Origin of the sequence: Cohnella sp. OV330, from assembly GCF_900112065.1 — a bacterium.
In the GTDB taxonomy this organism is placed as follows: Bacteria; Bacillota; Bacilli; order Paenibacillales; family Paenibacillaceae; genus Cohnella.
Map to the genome: position 1 here is coordinate 176,052 of NZ_FOKE01000003.1, position 16,175 is coordinate 192,226.

Below are 16,175 nucleotides of genomic sequence, written 5' to 3' on the forward strand. Positions count from 1 at the left end.
AGAAGTCGGCATCGCCTGCTGAATAGCAGGCGTTGGGCCTGGGGTGGGCGGAGAAGTCGGCATCGCCTGCTAAATAGCAGGCGTTGGGCCTGGGGCGGACGTAGAAGTCGTCATCGCCTCTCGTAGTGAAGGCGATGGACCCTCCGCGGCCCGCAAAACCGTCATCGCCTCTCGTAGTGAAGGCGATGGACCCTCCGCGCCTCGCAAAACGGTCATCGCCTCTCGTACTGAAGGCGATGGACCCTCCGCGCCCCGCAAAACGGTCATCGCCTCTCGTAGTGAAGGCGATCGACCTTCCGCGGCCGGCAAAACCGTCATCGCCTCTCGTACTGAAGGCGATGGACCCTCCGGGGCCCGCAAAACGGTCATCGCCTCTCGTAGTGAAGGCGATGGACCTTTTGTGGTCGGCGAAGCCAGCATCGCCTCTTGTAGTGAAGGCGATGGACCTTCCGCGGCCCGCAAAACCGTCATCGCCTCTCGTAGTGAAGGCGATGGATCTTTTGTGGCCGGGAATGCCAGCAACGCCCCCGTATAGCAGGCGACAGGCTTCCCGAGGGCCGCAAAACCGAGTCGAAGAACAAGCCTGGGTGTGCGGTTGCCGGCAACCCAGCAATCCAGCGATCTCCTACACCCGGCAACTGGCTGTTTCTAAAGGTCCTAAAGTGACCCGAGAGACAGCCTTTGTTTTGTTTGCCAGGCAACGCCCGATCCTGGATAGCGGATCTAAAGAATCTGGTTTCGATCTTAAAATCGGGGCCTATCAACGCGCAAAACGCGTGATTTATGATGATATCGTAAGCGCTTACGATCGCTTGCGGAGTCTTATGCGGTGCGGATCCGTACGTTGGCGTTGCGATCTGGACGCAGACGCGTGGCCGCGCCGGAGAGGGGGCGAGGAGCAGGGACGGCGGGCAGGCTCGCCGGTCGCTTCGGCAACATAACCCATGCGAACAGGAGTGAACGATGTAATGTCGAACGCAAGACCCGCAAGGCCGGCGCTCATCATGATGGTATTTGTCCTGGTCGGTACGATGCTGTTCATGAACCTCCGGCTGCCTCATGTCGCCGCCTCGGGCGAATGGCAAGCCCAGACGTACGACCCGAACAAGCTGGGGCTGGAGCAAAACCCGCTGAAGGGCTTCCTGCCTTTCTCTAAGCAGCCCTCGGAAAGCGTCGATCCGAATAACAGCTTCCCGCACAGCATGGAGTGGTTCTACGTATCGCTGCGGGATCTCATGACAGGCCCTAACACGTACAATTGGGCGCCGTTGGACGCCTATCTGAACGATATCGCGAGCCGGGGCAACCAGGCGGCCTTCCGCGTATACGTCGACTATCCGGGGCGCACGACCGGCATTCCGCAGTTTCTGATCAACGGCGGTCTGCTGACGCGAGATTACGACCAGAACGGCAACCACGACACGTCGACGCACAGCCTGGCGCCCGACTGGAACGACGCCAATCTGAACACGGCGCTGCGCCAGTTCGTCGCCGCGCTCGGCGCCCGCTACGACGGCGATTCGCGGATCGGCTTCGTGACGGCGGGACTGTACGGCTTCTGGGGCGAGTGGCATACGTGGCCCTACAATGCCGCCCCGAACGACTGGCAGATGAACCAAACGAATATGGACGGTCTGTTGACGGCGTTCAAGGACGCATTTCACACGACGCAGGTATTGGCCCGTTACCCGTACTCCGCGAGCACGGCGACGCTCAAAAACGCCTTTGGCTATCATGACGATTCGTTCGCCTGGGAGACGTTGACCCAGACGACGTGGGATTTCTGGAGTCTGATCACCCAGAACAACCTGCAGAACATTTGGCAGACGCATCCGATCGGGGGCGAGCTCTATCCGCCGCTCCAGCAGGATACGAGCTTCTGGCAGACCTGGCCCAACCAGAACGGCCAGAACTTCCAGACCTCGGTCGAGACGACGCACGCCTCCTGGCTCATGTACGATAAGGTGTACAAATCAACTCTTCCAAGCACGACCGCCACGGCCAATGCGCTTCGGGCGCACAAGATGCTGGGCTACACGCTGTACAACTCCGGCGTGCAACTGCCCGATTCGCCGGCCTCCTCGCTGACGGTCAACGTTAAGCTGCAGAACAAGGGCGTGGCGCCGTTCTACTACAACTGGCCGGTCGAATTCGGCGTGCTGAACGCCTCCGACGTCTGGGTCAAGTCGCTCGGCACGGCGAGCTGGAATCTGAAAAGCGTGCAGCCGGGCGGCTCGGATTATAGCTTTGCCTTCAGCGCGAGCCACAATCTCCCTGCCGGCGACTATAAGCTGGTCATGCGCGTCGTCAACCCGCTATCGAACGGCAAGGCGCTTCGCTTTGCGAACACGCGGCAGGACGCGAACCGCAGCGGGTGGCTGACGCTGTCTGGCTTCCATGTTACCGCGACCGCCACGACGTCCACGACGCTGGCCGACCCTCCTTTAACGGGCGGGGCGACGCCAACGCCGACACCAACGCCAACGCCAACACCGACACCGACACCAACGCCAACACCGCCGACCGGCACGACCTCCTATGAAGCGGAAGCTTCGGGCAACACGCTCGTCAGCCCAGCCGCCGTCTCGAGCTGCGCGACCTGTTCGGGCGGGAACAAGGTCGGCTACGTGGGCAATGGCACCGGCACGCTGCGGTTCAACGGCGTCACCGCGCCTGCCGCCGGCGATTATACGCTGACGATCTACTACCTGAACGGCGACGCGAGCCGTTCGGCCTCGCTCAGCGTGAACGGCGGCGCGGGCGCGTCGATCAGCTTCCCGAGCTCCGGCGGCTGGACGACGGTCGCGGCGAAGACGACGACCGTGCATCTGCAGGCGGGCGCCAACGCGCTGCTGTTCTCGCAGCCGACCGGCTATGCGCCGGACTTCGACCGTATCGTACTAAGCGCTAACGGCGGGGGAGGCGGCACGCCGCCGCTCATCTTCGATAACTACGACAATGCTTCCCAGTACAATACGCTGCTGAAAAACGATATGGGAGGCGGCTATTGGGGAGACGGCACCAGTTCGAGCAACGGCTCTGAGCTGACGCTCAGCGGCGTCAGCTGGTGGGACGCCACGTTCAGCGCCGCCGAGACGAACGTCGACCTGTCCGCCTATACGTACCTTGTATACGTCGTCAAGAGCACCACGAACGGCGCCTCCTTTAATGTGACGATGTGGGATGCTGGAGGAGCCAAGGGGACGAAGACCGTCACCGCGACGACCGCCTATCAGACGATCCGTATCCCGCTGGCCGACTTCACGGGCTTCGACAAGTCGACGGCGAGGAAGTTCAAACACGGCGCATTCTCGGGCAACTTTACGATCGACGAGATCCGGTTCGAATAGGCTTGTTTCAAAAAAACGGCAACCCGACTCGGGAGGCAGCGAATCGTGGACAGGTAGCATGCGGACGGCGGGTCAAAAAAACGGCATCTGTACATGTATTTTCAACCGACTCGAGACATCGGATGAAATGCATGCAAATATGCAGGTAAATTCAAAGCACATGCCGGAAATCCGGCCGGTAGAGGAAAATAACTGCGTTTTTGCATCTTTTATGTCCAAAAGGGTCGACATCGGCAAAAATAGATGTATATTCGCAGGTTTTACGGCGAAGGGTCGACGCGGGCGACGATCCCGTGCACTTATCCGCTGGCGACGATAAGCAGGCCCATCGGAACGGCTGTCGGATGAGCCATCGCTAGGCGATCCGCGCGAATCGAGTTCGGATATCCACCGAATTTAAAAGAACCGTCAGGGCGATCAACGATCGATCTCCCCTGACGGTTTTCTTGCGTTTCGCAAACCCGTTTCGCAAGCGCAGGACTGCAATCAACCTTTTACCGCCGAACCGACGGTCATGGCCTTCTCCACCTGTTCGCTGAAAAAGACGTAAATGAGCACGGTCGGAAGGGACGCGATCATCATGGCCGCACCCATGGCGCCCCAATCGGTCGTGAATTGTCCCTGGAAGAAAAGAAGGCCGAGCGGCAGCGTTTTGAGCGTCTCTTTGGAGATCAGCATCAGCGCGATCGGAAACTCGTTCCACGCCGCCAGGAAGACAAAGATGACCATGGTCGCAATGGACGGCTTGACGAGCGGCAGCATGACGATGCGGAACGTCTGATAGATCGTAGCGCCGTCGATGCAAGCCGATTCCTCGAGATCGTTCGGGATCGTGCGGAAAAATCCGTAGAACACCATGGATGCGAACGACACGTTAAACGCGATGTAGGGAAGGATGAGCGACAAATAGGTGTTGGTCAAATGAAAATCGCGTACCAGGATGGCTAGCGGAATCATGATGACTTGCACGGGCACGAACATCCCGATGACGACGTACATTTGCGCGGCGGTTTTGCCCTTCCAACGCAGCCGGGCGACCGAGTAGGCGAACATGATCGCCAGCGCGATCGTGCCGACGACCGTCGCGACCGATACGAGCACGCTGTTGAGAAAGTACTGGGGGACGTTGAATTGCGACATGGCCGCCCTGTAATTTTCAAATCGGAGATGGGTCGGGAAGCCGAACGGGTTGGTGACGAAAATCTCGTTGTTGTCTTTGAGCGAATAGAACAGCATCCACACTAACGGATAGAGGGAGATGAGGGCGTAAACCCATAAGAACAGCTGGAAGACCGGTTGCTTTTTGCGAATTCTTTTTAACATGGGGCGCCTCCTTCTAGTACACGATTCGCTCGCGGGCGATCAGCTTGTTGATGGCGAACGTGACGATGAGGCACTCGATAACGAGGAACGCCGCCGAGGCGCTTCCGTAGCCGTATTCTCCGACGCGGAAAGCGGATCGGTACATCATGTAAGTGAGCGTATAGGTCTCGGTGCCGGGGCCGCCGCTGGTCATGATGTACATGTTGGCGAAGGCGTTAAGGCCGCCGGTAATCGCGAGGACGAAGCAGAATTTATACGTTTCCGCCATGAGCGGGATGGTGACCTTCCAATGGGCTTTCCAGCGTTCCGCGCCGTCGATCCGGGCGGCTTCGAGATATTGTTCGGGAATGGAACGGGCAGAGGCCAGCAGCAGGGCGAAGTGGTAGCCCATGTACTGCCAAGCGTTGACGATCGCGATCGCGTAGATCGCAGTCTTCCCGTCGGACAGCCAGTCTTGGCGGTAGGATAAGCCGAGTACCTCGAATATTTTGTTGATAAGTCCGTATTCCCCGTTATACATCGCCAGCCACAGCTGACAGACGACCGTCACCGACAGCACGACGGGGATAAAATAGCTGATCCGAAGAAACTTCTTGCCCTTCACGGCCGTGCCGGCGATCGTCAGCGCCAGTATCGTGCCGATGCCGATTTGCAGTACCGCAAGCACGGCGGCGAAGATCAGGCCGTTGTACAGGGAGGTGTAAAATAGCCGATCGCCGAACATGCGCGCGAAGTTGTCCAGGCCGATAAACTGTCCGACGGTCAAGCCGTCCCACTCGTACATGCTCCGATAGAACACTTGCAAAATCGGCCAAAATACGATGACGGTAAAGAGAAGCAGCGTCGGCAGCGTGAACAGCGCGATCGCGCCCTTGTTTCCAAGAAATCGATTCATCAGGTTCCCTCCTTGCTCTTCCAATAGAGAGAGCCATTTATCGCGGGCGGACCGCATAAATGGCTCCCTTCCATGAAGTCGATACGTACCGCTTACTTCAGACCCGCAGCCACGTCCTCGATAAATTGATCTGCCGTGTAGGAGGATCCGCTGAGCAAGTTCTGGGAAGCATCCTCGATCGCCGCTTTGAACTTCGCGTTAGACAGTCCCCAAGCGAAGGCCGTCGTGCTCGTGATGTTCGGGATGTCCTTCGCCAGCGTCTCCATCATCGGGTCGAATGCTTTGACGACCGGCTTGTCGACTTTGGTCGAGACGATGGGACTTCCTTTTTCCGTGTACTTGAATTCGGCGTATTTCAGTGCCAGGAGGCTTGCGACTTCGGCCGCCAGATCTTTGTTTTTCGTGTTGGCGGATACTGCGAAGCCGCCCGGCGTACCGCCGCCGCTGAACGCGAACTTGTTTTTCTCGTAAGTGGCCGCGTCCGATGCCGGGTAGTACATATAACCTGCCTTGTCACCGAGCGCCTTGGTCGAAGCTTCGATCTCCCACTGTCCGTTGATGAACATGGCGGCTTTGCCTTCGTGGAACAGCGCGGCAGCCTGGTCATAGTTCATATTCGTCGAGCCCTTCGCGAGCAGGCCGGCCTTCACCAGATCGATGATGTTCTGCGCGGCTTCTTTATAGCCCGGATCCGTGATTTTCGCCGTGCCCTTGTCGAGAGCGCTGATGCCGCCCGTATTGTAGCGAGTCGCGAACATATCGTAGAAGCCGACGTCGGGCCATTTTTCCTTCGCGAAGATCGACATCGGCGTGATGCCTTTGCCCTTGAACGTATCGACCGCCTTTTTCAGATCGTCGAACGTCTTGGGAACTTCGAGCCCGTTTTGCTGGAACAGCTCCTTGTTATAGAAGATCAGCATGAACTCGTTGCCTGCATAAGGGAAGGCGTAAACGTGCTGGTCGTCCGTGTAGAGCGTATTGAGCGTACTCGGCTGCATTTTGTCCTTAAAGCCGAACTTGTCCACGTACTCGTCGAGCTGGAGAATGTTGTTGGATTTGCGGAACACGTTAATCTGATCCAGTCCGGTATTAAAAATGTCCGGCAGATTTCCCGTCGCGGCGTAGGTTTTAAGCTTCTGGCCGTCGTCCTGCGCCTGAATCTCGAGCTCGAGCTCGACGTTCGGCATTTCCTTGGCAAGTTCTTTGACCGCATAGTCGTAATAGCCTTTGGTGTCGTCGTCCGAGTATTGCGCGTACACCCGCAGCTTCGTTTTTTCGGCAGGCGCGCCGGCGCTTGCGCTGCCTGCCGCTTGCGAGGCCGGCTGGCTGGCCGGCGCGCTTTCCGACGCCTGATTTTCTTTGTTGCCGGACCCGCATGCGGCCAGTGCGGTCGACAGCATCAGACCGGTCATGCCAAGGGCGAGAGCTTTTTTCATGGATGGAACCCCCCGTGGAAATGTTCAAGTTAAGCTGTTCTCAGTATAGCGGGGCGCCGTTTCGATCTGAATGGACGGAACGCTACGGATTTGGACTATCCGCGCTTGTTTGGTTCGAATTCCTTCGGGGATTTGCCGAAGAACTTTTTGAAGGCCCGGCTAAAGTAGGCGGGATCGGAATAGCCGACGCTCTCGGCGATGTCGGACAGCTTGCGCGTCCCTTCCTGGATCAGCGCGCGCGCTTGCTGCATGCGCTTCTGCGTCAAGTAATCCGTGACGGTCATGCCGTGAACCTTCTTGAAGAGGCTTCTCAGGTAGCTGGGATTGATAAATACCTGCTGGGCGATCGTCTCCACGCGGAGCTCCGGTTCGGCATACCGCTCGTCGATGATCTGAAGCGCGGCTTCGGCGATATGGCCGGACTTGGTCTGGCGGTGCAGCTTCATATATTGGATGGCGTCCGAATAAAGCTTAAGAATCCAGCGCTCGGCTTCCTCAAGCGAAGGCAGCTCGGTAATCTCGCTGTACGGGTAAAAGTGTTCGCCGAAGCAATCTTCGATCGGATGTCCTTGCTCCGAGAGCGCAGACAGGCAGTCGGAGACCAGGCCCATGCAAGCCGTATAGACATATTCGATCGACACCTGCTTGGTACGGAGACCCGAAAAGACGGCGCGAATCAGTTGTTCGGCGGCGTCCCCGTCGGTCTTGCGCAGCGATAAGAGCAGCTCTTCGTTAATCTGCGCGTTGAGCAAGTCCGCCACGTCTTCCCAGGATCCCGCCTCTACCGAATCGTAAGTAATGACGCGTCCGTTCCCGATCACGAACTTGTGCCGCAGCGCCTCGAGCGCTTCCGCATAGGATTGCCTAATACCCGCATAGCCTAGTGCGCCGTGGAGCGTGCCAAGACCGATCGTGACTTCGAACCGGAGATATTTAAGAATGAGCGCGCGCAACCGTTCGAAGCCTGCCGCATAATCGACGTCGGCCGCATCGGCGCCCTCCGGCTCGTAGACGCAGATGATGCGTCCTTCGGGGCCGTTAAAAATCATTTGATTGCCCGGCGCGTCGATCGTTTCCCCCAATATGTTCGCCACGGCAAACTTCCATAGTCCCCGATCGTTCGTATCGCTCCAACGCGCGTCCATCCGATCGATCTCGATGCAGGCGACGCGAAAGGCGCCCGAGGCCGGCGGGAATCCAAGGCGTGAAAGCTCGCGCCGCGCGTCGTCTTCGCGGACCGGCTCGCCTGACAGCAGCCGATTCAAAAAGGCTTCCTTGCGCAGATTGTCGTTCTCGCGCTGGGTGACGCGTTCCTCCAACGCTTTATGGATATTGCTTTGCAGCTTGAGAAGCGTCAGCAGCAATTCATCCTTGGAAAAGGGCTTCAGCACGTAATCTTCGACGCCAAGCTTGAGCGCGCGGCGCGCATATTCGAATTCATTGTGCCCCGTGACGAGCACGATGCCGATATCCGGATTCAGCTGTTTTAAGTGAGCCGTTAATTCCAGGCCGTCCATAAAAGGCATGTTAATATCGACCAGCGCAATGTCCGGCAGACGAGCTGTGGCCGCTTCCAGCGCTTCTACGCCGTTTCGCGCTTCGGAGACGATGGCGAAGCCGTATTCCTCCCATGGCAGCACGACTTTCAGATAATCTCGAAAAATAAGCTCGTCGTCGACGATCATCACTTTAATCATGGTCGGTCGCTCCTTCGGCGTGATCGGGAAGAATGAAAGGCAGCCGGATCGTCACGGTCGTGCCCACGCCCTCGCTGCTGTCGATTTGAAGTCCATAGGCTTCTCCAAAAGAGAGCCGGATGCGTTCGTTCACGTTGCGCAGGCCGTACGATCCGTCCGTGTCCGCTTCGGCGGACCGCAAAAGCGTCGGCAGCCGCTCGGCGGATATGCCCGCGCCGTTGTCGATGACTTGGAGCACGATGCAGTCCGTCTCCTTGAATCCGAGCACGCGCAGCATGCCTTTGGACGGCTTCAGCTTTAGACCGTGGTAGATGGCGTTTTCAATCAGCGGTTGGACGGTGAGCTTGAGAATCGGGTAGCCCGCAATGTCGGGATCCACATCGATTTCAAAAGAGAAGACGTCCGCGTACCGGATATGCTGGATGGCCAAGTAATCGCGGGAGATCTTCAGTTCCTCGCCGATCGTGATCATTTCGCGCCCTCGGCCGAGCGTGCCGCGGTAAAAGTCCGCCAGCGCCTTGGTCGCCCGTTGGGCTTCCTTCGCCCGGCCCATCTCGGTCAGCGCATAGACGACATCGAGCGTGTTATATAAGAAATGAGGCTTGATTTGCGCTTGAAAAAGCGCCAGCTCGTATTCGCGTTTTTTCCGTTGTTCCGTCTGAACGTTGTCCAGCAGCGCCTTGACGCGGCGCGTCATCTCGTTGAAGCCGGTAGCGAACAACCCCATCTCGTCGCGCGATTCGACGTTAAGCCGGGTGTCCAGATCCCCTTCCTGGAAGCTCTTCATGCTTCTGGCGAGCCGTACGATCGGATTCGCGATCCGCTTGGATAGCTGCAGTGCGCCGAGTACGGCAAAAAAACAACAGATCCCCGCGATGATCCAAAGGGTTTGCCGGATACGGTCCAGATCCGTGGTGAGCGATTGAAGCGGGGTCGCGCTGACGAGCTTCCAGCCGAGCTGCGGAAAGCCGCGAATGGCAAGCAGCATGCGCTCCCCGCCGATCCGTTCGACTCCGGATGCCGTGACATGCGCGTTGACCCATTCGCGCAGGCCGACATCGGCGATCGGGCGCAGGAGCGGTTCGCGCGCGGAGGATACGACGCTTCCCCCGGCGTCCGCGATAAAATAGCTGGCGGAAGGCTCGGCGTTCATGGCGCTGAGCACGGCGGAAATCCGGCTCTCCTCCATATTCAGAAACAAAACGCCGAGCGTCGTGCCTGTATTGATGTCGACGATCTTCTTTCCCACGGTAAGGAGGGGGACGTCGGGGTCGACCGCCCACCCCTTGCGTTCGCGCATGGGGAGCCATACGTTAATGCCGTTGGTCCGATCGAGATCCCCATACAAAAGAAGCGCTTCTTCGGAAGCACTTTGCGTCTCGAGCCGGGGATGAGAGCCGTACGTCCTGCCGCCGGCGTCGACGAAAATAGCGGAGTCTACGTCCGGGAAGACGAGGCGGGCAAGGCTGAGCTGCGTCGTGATCGCCGTATAGCGAGGCAGATCGAAGCCTTCGTCCGAAGCGGGCTTGCCGGCTACGGCACGATTCAGATTCAAGGACAGCATATTGGCGCAGCTGTCCAGATTGCCCAGCATGCCGCTTAGGCGATTAATGATCAGCGCCGAATTGTCGGCAAACGAATTGGCCGTCTTTTCTACGATGATTTTCGAATACGTCGCGTTTGCGGTGTACCCGAGCACGATAAAGGGCAACACGAGCAGCGGCAAATAAACGAGCATGATCTTGGTGCGGATCCGCCGGTCGCGGACCCAACTATTTAACGTGCGAAGCATGGAAAGCAAGGCAGCTCACTCCCGGGTCCAGTAGCGTATCGATCCATGCAAAATGGGGGGGCGCCGAAGGGCGGCGCTTATGGGCGTGCGTGCCTTCCGGCCGTCTACAGACTTCTCCCCAGCAGCGTTCCGACTTGCTCGGCCATGACTCGCGGCGGATGGGGCATGCCGTTTTTGATCCACCATTCAATGATGCCGACATAGGCGGTCCCGGCATACTGCAGCATGACATCGTCCGTCAGATTCGTATTTCTGCCGCTATCCCGGTCGATCTCGTATTTGAAGCCTTCCATAAAAGAAGTGAGCAGCCGGGTTCGGAACGACGACGGGGCGCCCTTGCTAGCCAGCATGGTCGAGAAGAACAAATAATTTTTCTCGAAATATTCAAAATAAGGGACGAGCGCGTCCTTCCATTCCAATTCGCATGCCCATTCGTCCATTTCGCCCATTTCATTCAGGTGCGATTCGATGAGCCGATCCAGCAGGTCGAATTTGTCCTGATAATGAAGGTATATGGTGCCGCGATTTACGTCGGCCCGGTCCGCGATCTCCTGAATGGTGATGTCGTCGAAATTTTTCTCGGTCATCAGCTCGATCACGGCTTTTTTCAAAGCCTCCTGCGTTTTCGCGATTCTCCGATCCACTTTAACCATCGTCGTTCACCTAGCTTTCCGACATACTTAACACTTTTCGCAGATGCGTTCATCAATGAACAGATCCCGGCGGATTGACCATTGAAACCGATGAATTCGATTATATAATAATAGACATGAGTTGACTATTCGAAATGTTTCGATTAGGTTATGGAAAAGAATACAATTCGAACGGAGGAATGACGCATGGAAATCAGGAGAGTAGGGTCGCAGCCTTCCGGCAAAGGACCTTCCGATTATTTTACCGGCACGGTGCGCATCGATCCGCTGTTCGAAGCGGGCGAGCCCGCTCGGGGAGCCGGCGCGAGCGTGACGTTCGAGCCGGGGGCGCGGACCGCATGGCACACGCATCCGCTCGGACAGACGCTGATCGTGACGGCTGGCGCGGGACGAGTGCAGCGCTGGGGCGGCGAGATCGAGGAGATCCGTCCCGGCGACGTCGTCTGGTTCCCGCCCGGCGAGAAGCACTGGCACGGCGCTTCGCCGACGACGGCGATGACGCATATCGCCATTCAGGAGCGGCTTGACGGCAAAGCGGTCGAATGGTTGGAGCATGTGAGCGACGAGCAGTACGAGGGTTAAGACGCAGCGACTGAAACGAGGACGGCAATCGGCCGCTCCTCGTTTTTCCTGCTTCGCCGTTGCGAGCTTTCCCCCTACTGCCGATTTGGATAGGGTGCAGGAATATACAACTTTCACAGCGGAGCCTCATACCTTTTGTCGTTATTCATAGTTACGTTTTGCGCATTTAAATGTCAAACTGAATCTCGGAGGGGGGTGTAAAGTCGATTTGTCGCAAGCAACATGCAGGACAGTCCCAACCGCAACAACATATGACTCTAACGAAGCGAGGGAACGAACTGATGAGGCGAGAAATGCCTAGGAATGAGCGGACAGGCACCATGAAGTCCAAATTGTTCGGCTTGATATGCGCGGCGGCGATCGTCGTGCCGGTCATACCGGCGCCGAGCGCTTTTGCCGCGACGATAAATGTAACCGCTTTCGGAGCGAGCGGAAGCGACACGGCGGACGATCTGACGGCGATTCAGAACGCCGTCAATTCGGCGGCCGTCGGCGATACCGTGTATCTCCCTGCCGGCACTTATTATTTATCCGCCAACGTGAACGGCAAGACCGGCGTCAAGATCGCCGGCGCGGGACGCGATTCGACGACCGTAAAGATGACGTCGGGCTCCTCTTTCGACAAATTCTTCTACCTGCACAACGTGTCGAACGCGGAGATCGCGGACATGACGCTAGACGGCAACGGCAGCACGACGCTGCTGTCGGCCATCACGTCCGAGTCGGGCGACGGCAATAAGATGCGTCATCTGCGGGTCAAGGACCTGGCCGCATCCGCGGGCTTCGGTCCGTTCGCGCTGTACGGAATCGGCTCCACGCATCTCGAGATCTCGGACAACATCGTAACGAATACGGGCGTGAACTCCGATTGGGGCGGCGGCGTCCGCGTCGGTTGGGGCTCCAGCTATGCCCTCATCGAGAACAATACGATCGCCAATACCGGACGCGGGGGCATCTTCGTCAACGACGACAGCGCCTATGCGGTCGTACGCGGCAATACAGTGACGGGTACCGGCAAAAAGATGGAAGGGCTCGGTATCGAGCTGCATACGAACGCAGACTACTCCATTATCGAGAATAACAACGTCGACCACTGGATCAGCGCCGTGCGTTCCAAGTACATCGCCGTCCGCAACAATGTCGTCAAGGCGAACGACGGTTCAGTGGGCAACATGGGCCTTGAGGTGATGGTCGATCACGGTGTCACGTCGGGCAATCTCGTAGACGGCGGTCAGCAGGTCGGCATGCAGCAGTCGCCGGGCACCGGCTACCAGCTGTGGAACTACAATACGGTCCAGAACATCGTCATGTGGGGCATGCAGCTCCAGGGCGCGGGGACCGGCCAGACGGAGCAATATCAATATTTCTACAAGAACACGTGGAAAAACGGGGCAGCGGGCAATCCTGCCGCCGCTTATCCCGGTTATGACGGCAACGCGGTCCGAATTCACGGCGATACCAAGAACATCGTATTCGACGGCAACCAGATCTTGAACAACGGCCGCAAGGCGATCGAGATCACGACGGCCACCGGCACCGACCGGATCAGCTTTATTAATAATACGATCACCGGAAACGCCGGTCCGTCGATCGACCAATATCCGTCGTCCGCGGCGGATCTGGAGTGGAGCGGGAATACGGTCAGCGGCAACGGCACGAACACGCAGCTGACGAGCCGCGGCTTCTCCGATCCGAAGCCGGTCGCGAACTTCACCGCGCCGCTCACGGTGCAGCTCGGCCAGCCGATCACGTTCACGAATACGTCGACCGACAACGGCACGATCGTCGAGAACCTGTGGGATCTCGGCGAAGGCATCCCGGTGACGACGGCCAGCCCGACGTACACGTATCAGAAGGCGGGCACGTACAAAGTCATCCTGGGCGTCTGGGACAACGGCGGCCGCGCGAGCGTCAAGGAGCAGACGGTCACGGTCAACGCCGGACCGCCCGACACGACGGCGCCGTCCGCGCCGGGCAGCCTGAGCGCTGCGTCCAAGTCCAACGTGACGGTCACTCTCTCCTGGACGGCATCGACGGATAACGTCGCGGTCGTCGGCTACGATGTTTACAAAGGCGGCGTGTTGGTCGGCTCGACCACCGGCGCGACGACCTATACCGTGACGGGACTCACCCCTAGCACGGCATACAGCTTCACGGTCAAGGCAAAGGATGCCGCGGGCAACGTGTCTGCGGCGAGCAACACGCTGAACGTCACGACGGATGCCGGCGACACGCAGGCGCCGACCGCGCCGTCGGGCCTGACCTCCCCGGCGAAGACGGATACGAGCGTCAGCCTGTCCTGGACGGGCTCGACGGACAACGTGGGCGTCACCGGCTACAACATTTACAACGGCACGTCCTTGGTGGGCACGACGACCGGCGCGACTGCTACGACCGTCACGCTGACCGGCTTGTCGACGAACACGACCTATTCGTTCACGGTCAAAGCGAAGGACGCGTCGAACAACCTGTCGGCCGCCAGCAATACGTTGACGGTGACGACCGATCCGGCCGCGAACTGGGTGAACTGCGCCGGAGAAAACAACCTGTGCTCGTTCTCCGGCACGAAGCAGGTGCGCTACGGCGCCGCAGGCAGCTACGCCTACGGAACCTACACGAATTCGGTCATGTGCTCCAACAACGCTTTCGGCACGGACCCTGCCCCAGGTCAATACAAGACCTGCGACGTGAACCTGGCAGGCGGCGGCGGAGACACGCAGGCGCCGACGGCGCCAAGCGGCCTGACGTCCCCGTCCAAGACCTCGTCCAGCGTGAACCTGTCCTGGACCGCGTCCACGGACAATGTGGGCGTCACGGGCTACAACATTTACAATGGCAGCAGCCTCGCCGGATCGACGACCGGCGCGACGACGTATACCGTCAGCGGCCTTAGCGCGAACACGGCATATGCCTTCACCGTCAAGGCAAAGGATGCCGCGGGCAATCTGTCGGCGGCGAGCGGCACGCTGAACGTGACGACGAACGCTTCCTCCGACACACAGGCGCCGACGGCGCCGAGCGGTCTGACGTCCCCGTCCAAGACGTCGTCCAGCGTGAATCTGTCCTGGACCGCGTCGACGGACAACGTAGGCGTCACGGGCTACGATATCTACAACGGCAGCACCCTGGCCGGCTCCACGACGGGCGCGACGACGTATACCGTCAGCGGGCTGAGCGCGAGTACGGCATATACGTTCACCGTCAAGGCGAAGGATGCCGCTGGCAACCTCTCTGCGGCAAGCAGCGCGCTGAACGTGACGACGAACGCCGGCTCCACGCCGACGAACGGCCTGATCGGCACCTACTACGCAGGCAACTTCGGCACGCTGGCGATGACGCGGACCGACGCGACGATCGACTTCGACTGGGGCGACGGCCGGCCGACCGGCGACGTGCCGGGCGAATGGTTCACGATTCGCTGGACGGGCAAAGTGCAGCCGCAGTATTCGGAGACCTACACGTTCTACACCGATACGGACGATGGCGTCCGCCTGTGGGTGAACGGCCAGCAGTTGATCAACAACTGGGTATCCATGAACGGCGAGCTGAGCGCCACGATCACGCTGACCGCAGGCACGAAGTACGACATCGTCATGGAGTATCTCGAGAACGGCGGCAACGCGCACGCCAAGCTTTCCTGGTCCAGCGCGTCGCAGGCCAAACAGGTCGTACCGACCGGCAGATTGTTCACGAGCTGATCTCCGATATCGAAGAACCGCGCATGTTTACGCGAATTTGCCGAACTAGCCGAATTCTGCCTTCGGGCGGATTCGGCTTGTTTTCTGCGCGAAGCATCCGAGCGCGGCGCTTTTTTTGAATCGAGCAATCTGAAAGAAACGGCTCGCCCGGGCTGGGCTTATAATCGGACTATGACAAAGGAGGAATGATTCATGAGCCTGATCAAGCTGTTAAAGGAAGAGCTGCACCGTGAGGCGGCGTCTACCCGCCGTCTCATCGAGATTATACCCGAAGCAAGCCTGGCCTGGAGACCGCATGCCAAATCCATGTCGCTGGGACAGCTTGCCCTGCATTTGGCCGGCTTGTCCGAGGCTGTGGCCGCGATGCTGGCTTCCTCGTCGCATGAAGTTCCGACCGTTCCGCTGCCCGAAGCCGAATCCGTCCCGGAAATATTGGCGCTGTTGGAGCGTTCCACGGCGGCAGCGGCCGGCAAGATCCGCGAGTGGAGCGACGATGATCTCCAGCAGCCCTTCAGCTGGACGCTGGGCGGCAAGGCGATCGCCTCGACCTCGCGATACGAGCAGGTCCGTTCGACGCTTCTTAACCACTGCTATCATCATCGCGGGCAATTGACGGTCTATCTCCGCGTGCTCGACGTGCCGATTCCCGGCATTTACGGCCCGAGCGCAGACGAGCATTAGACCCGCCGCCTTTCTCGCTTGCCTCTCAAATGAGACATTCACGACAGCCCAGTCGTCCAGTCGGACGG

General features: G+C 58.9%; 10 protein-coding genes. 4 read left to right on the forward strand and 6 right to left on the reverse strand.

The genetic code is table 11. The annotated features are described in order from the left end of the window. Positions 1-968: 968 nt before the first annotated feature. Positions 969-3,350 (forward strand): DUF4832 domain-containing protein, encoded by a 2,382-nt coding sequence (locus tag BM235_RS07885; RefSeq protein ID WP_158543694.1) that lies wholly within the window; start codon positions 969-971, stop codon positions 3,348-3,350. Positions 3,351-3,836: 486 nt separating this feature from the next. Here the strand turns inward: BM235_RS07885 and BM235_RS07890 are convergent, their stop codons facing one another. The 6 genes from BM235_RS07890 to BM235_RS07915 all read right to left on the reverse strand — a co-directional run bounded on the left by BM235_RS07890 (position 3,837) and on the right by BM235_RS07915 (position 11,146). Then, positions 3,837-4,673 (reverse strand): carbohydrate ABC transporter permease, encoded by an 837-nt coding sequence (locus BM235_RS07890; RefSeq protein ID WP_090111382.1) that lies wholly within the window; start codon positions 4,671-4,673, stop codon positions 3,837-3,839. 13 nt (positions 4,674-4,686) lie between these two features. Continuing rightward, positions 4,687-5,568: a carbohydrate ABC transporter permease gene (locus BM235_RS07895; protein ID WP_090111384.1), complete on the reverse strand. Its 882-nt coding sequence runs from the start codon at positions 5,566-5,568 to the stop codon at positions 4,687-4,689. A 92-nt stretch (positions 5,569-5,660) separates the two neighbouring features. Further along, positions 5,661-7,004: an ABC transporter substrate-binding protein gene (locus tag BM235_RS07900; RefSeq protein ID WP_090111386.1), complete on the reverse strand. Its 1,344-nt coding sequence runs from the start codon at positions 7,002-7,004 to the stop codon at positions 5,661-5,663. A gap of 95 nt (positions 7,005-7,099) precedes the next feature. Beyond that, positions 7,100-8,701 carry a response regulator gene (locus BM235_RS07905; protein ID WP_090111388.1) on the reverse strand — a complete coding sequence of 534 codons (1,602 nt, stop codon included), beginning with the start codon at positions 8,699-8,701 and terminating at the stop codon, positions 7,100-7,102. Beyond that, the gene (locus tag BM235_RS07910; protein ID WP_255374280.1) at positions 8,694-10,493 is read right to left on the reverse strand and encodes a sensor histidine kinase; all 1,800 of its coding nucleotides are present in this window, start codon (positions 10,491-10,493) and stop codon (positions 8,694-8,696) included. The genes BM235_RS07905 and BM235_RS07910 overlap by 8 nt, the downstream gene beginning before the upstream one ends. A 104-nt stretch (positions 10,494-10,597) precedes the next feature. After that, complete coding sequence (locus tag BM235_RS07915) at positions 10,598-11,146, reverse strand: TetR/AcrR family transcriptional regulator (protein WP_090111393.1); 549 nt, start codon at positions 11,144-11,146, stop codon at positions 10,598-10,600. Positions 11,147-11,332: 186 nt separating this feature from the next. On the opposite strand from BM235_RS07915, the gene BM235_RS07920 reads away from it, so the two are divergent. The 3 genes from BM235_RS07920 (at position 11,333) to BM235_RS07930 (ending at position 16,107) form a co-directional block, all read left to right on the forward strand. Then, a complete protein-coding gene (locus BM235_RS07920; protein WP_090111395.1) occupies positions 11,333-11,728 on the forward strand; it encodes a (R)-mandelonitrile lyase in 396 nt (131 codons plus the stop codon). A 320-nt stretch (positions 11,729-12,048) separates the two neighbouring features. Continuing rightward, positions 12,049-15,426 (forward strand): fibronectin type III domain-containing protein, encoded by a 3,378-nt coding sequence (locus BM235_RS32840; RefSeq protein ID WP_158543695.1) that lies wholly within the window; start codon positions 12,049-12,051, stop codon positions 15,424-15,426. 192 nt (positions 15,427-15,618) lie between these two features. Beyond that, positions 15,619-16,107 carry a DinB family protein gene (locus BM235_RS07930; protein WP_090111398.1) on the forward strand — a complete coding sequence of 163 codons (489 nt, stop codon included), beginning with the start codon at positions 15,619-15,621 and terminating at the stop codon, positions 16,105-16,107. The last annotated feature ends 68 nt before the right edge of the window (positions 16,108-16,175 follow it).

Excerpts from the sequence above, each read along its gene's own strand:
- BM235_RS07885 (WP_158543694.1), top strand. The coding sequence starts at position 969 with ATGTCGAACGCAAGACCCGCAAGGCCGGCGCTCATCATGATGGTATTT.
- BM235_RS07890 (WP_090111382.1), bottom strand. The coding sequence starts at position 4,673 with ATGTTAAAAAGAATTCGCAAAAAGCAACCGGTCTTCCAGCTGTTCTTA.
- BM235_RS07895 (WP_090111384.1), bottom strand. The coding sequence starts at position 5,568 with ATGAATCGATTTCTTGGAAACAAGGGCGCGATCGCGCTGTTCACGCTG.
- BM235_RS07900 (WP_090111386.1), bottom strand. The coding sequence starts at position 7,004 with ATGAAAAAAGCTCTCGCCCTTGGCATGACCGGTCTGATGCTGTCGACC.
- BM235_RS07905 (WP_090111388.1), bottom strand. The coding sequence starts at position 8,701 with ATGATTAAAGTGATGATCGTCGACGACGAGCTTATTTTTCGAGATTAT.
- BM235_RS07910 (WP_255374280.1), bottom strand. The coding sequence starts at position 10,493 with ATGCTTCGCACGTTAAATAGTTGGGTCCGCGACCGGCGGATCCGCACC.
- BM235_RS07915 (WP_090111393.1), bottom strand. The coding sequence starts at position 11,146 with ATGGTTAAAGTGGATCGGAGAATCGCGAAAACGCAGGAGGCTTTGAAA.
- BM235_RS07920 (WP_090111395.1), top strand. The coding sequence starts at position 11,333 with ATGGAAATCAGGAGAGTAGGGTCGCAGCCTTCCGGCAAAGGACCTTCC.
- BM235_RS32840 (WP_158543695.1), top strand. The coding sequence starts at position 12,049 with ATGAAGTCCAAATTGTTCGGCTTGATATGCGCGGCGGCGATCGTCGTG.
- BM235_RS07930 (WP_090111398.1), top strand. The coding sequence starts at position 15,619 with ATGAGCCTGATCAAGCTGTTAAAGGAAGAGCTGCACCGTGAGGCGGCG.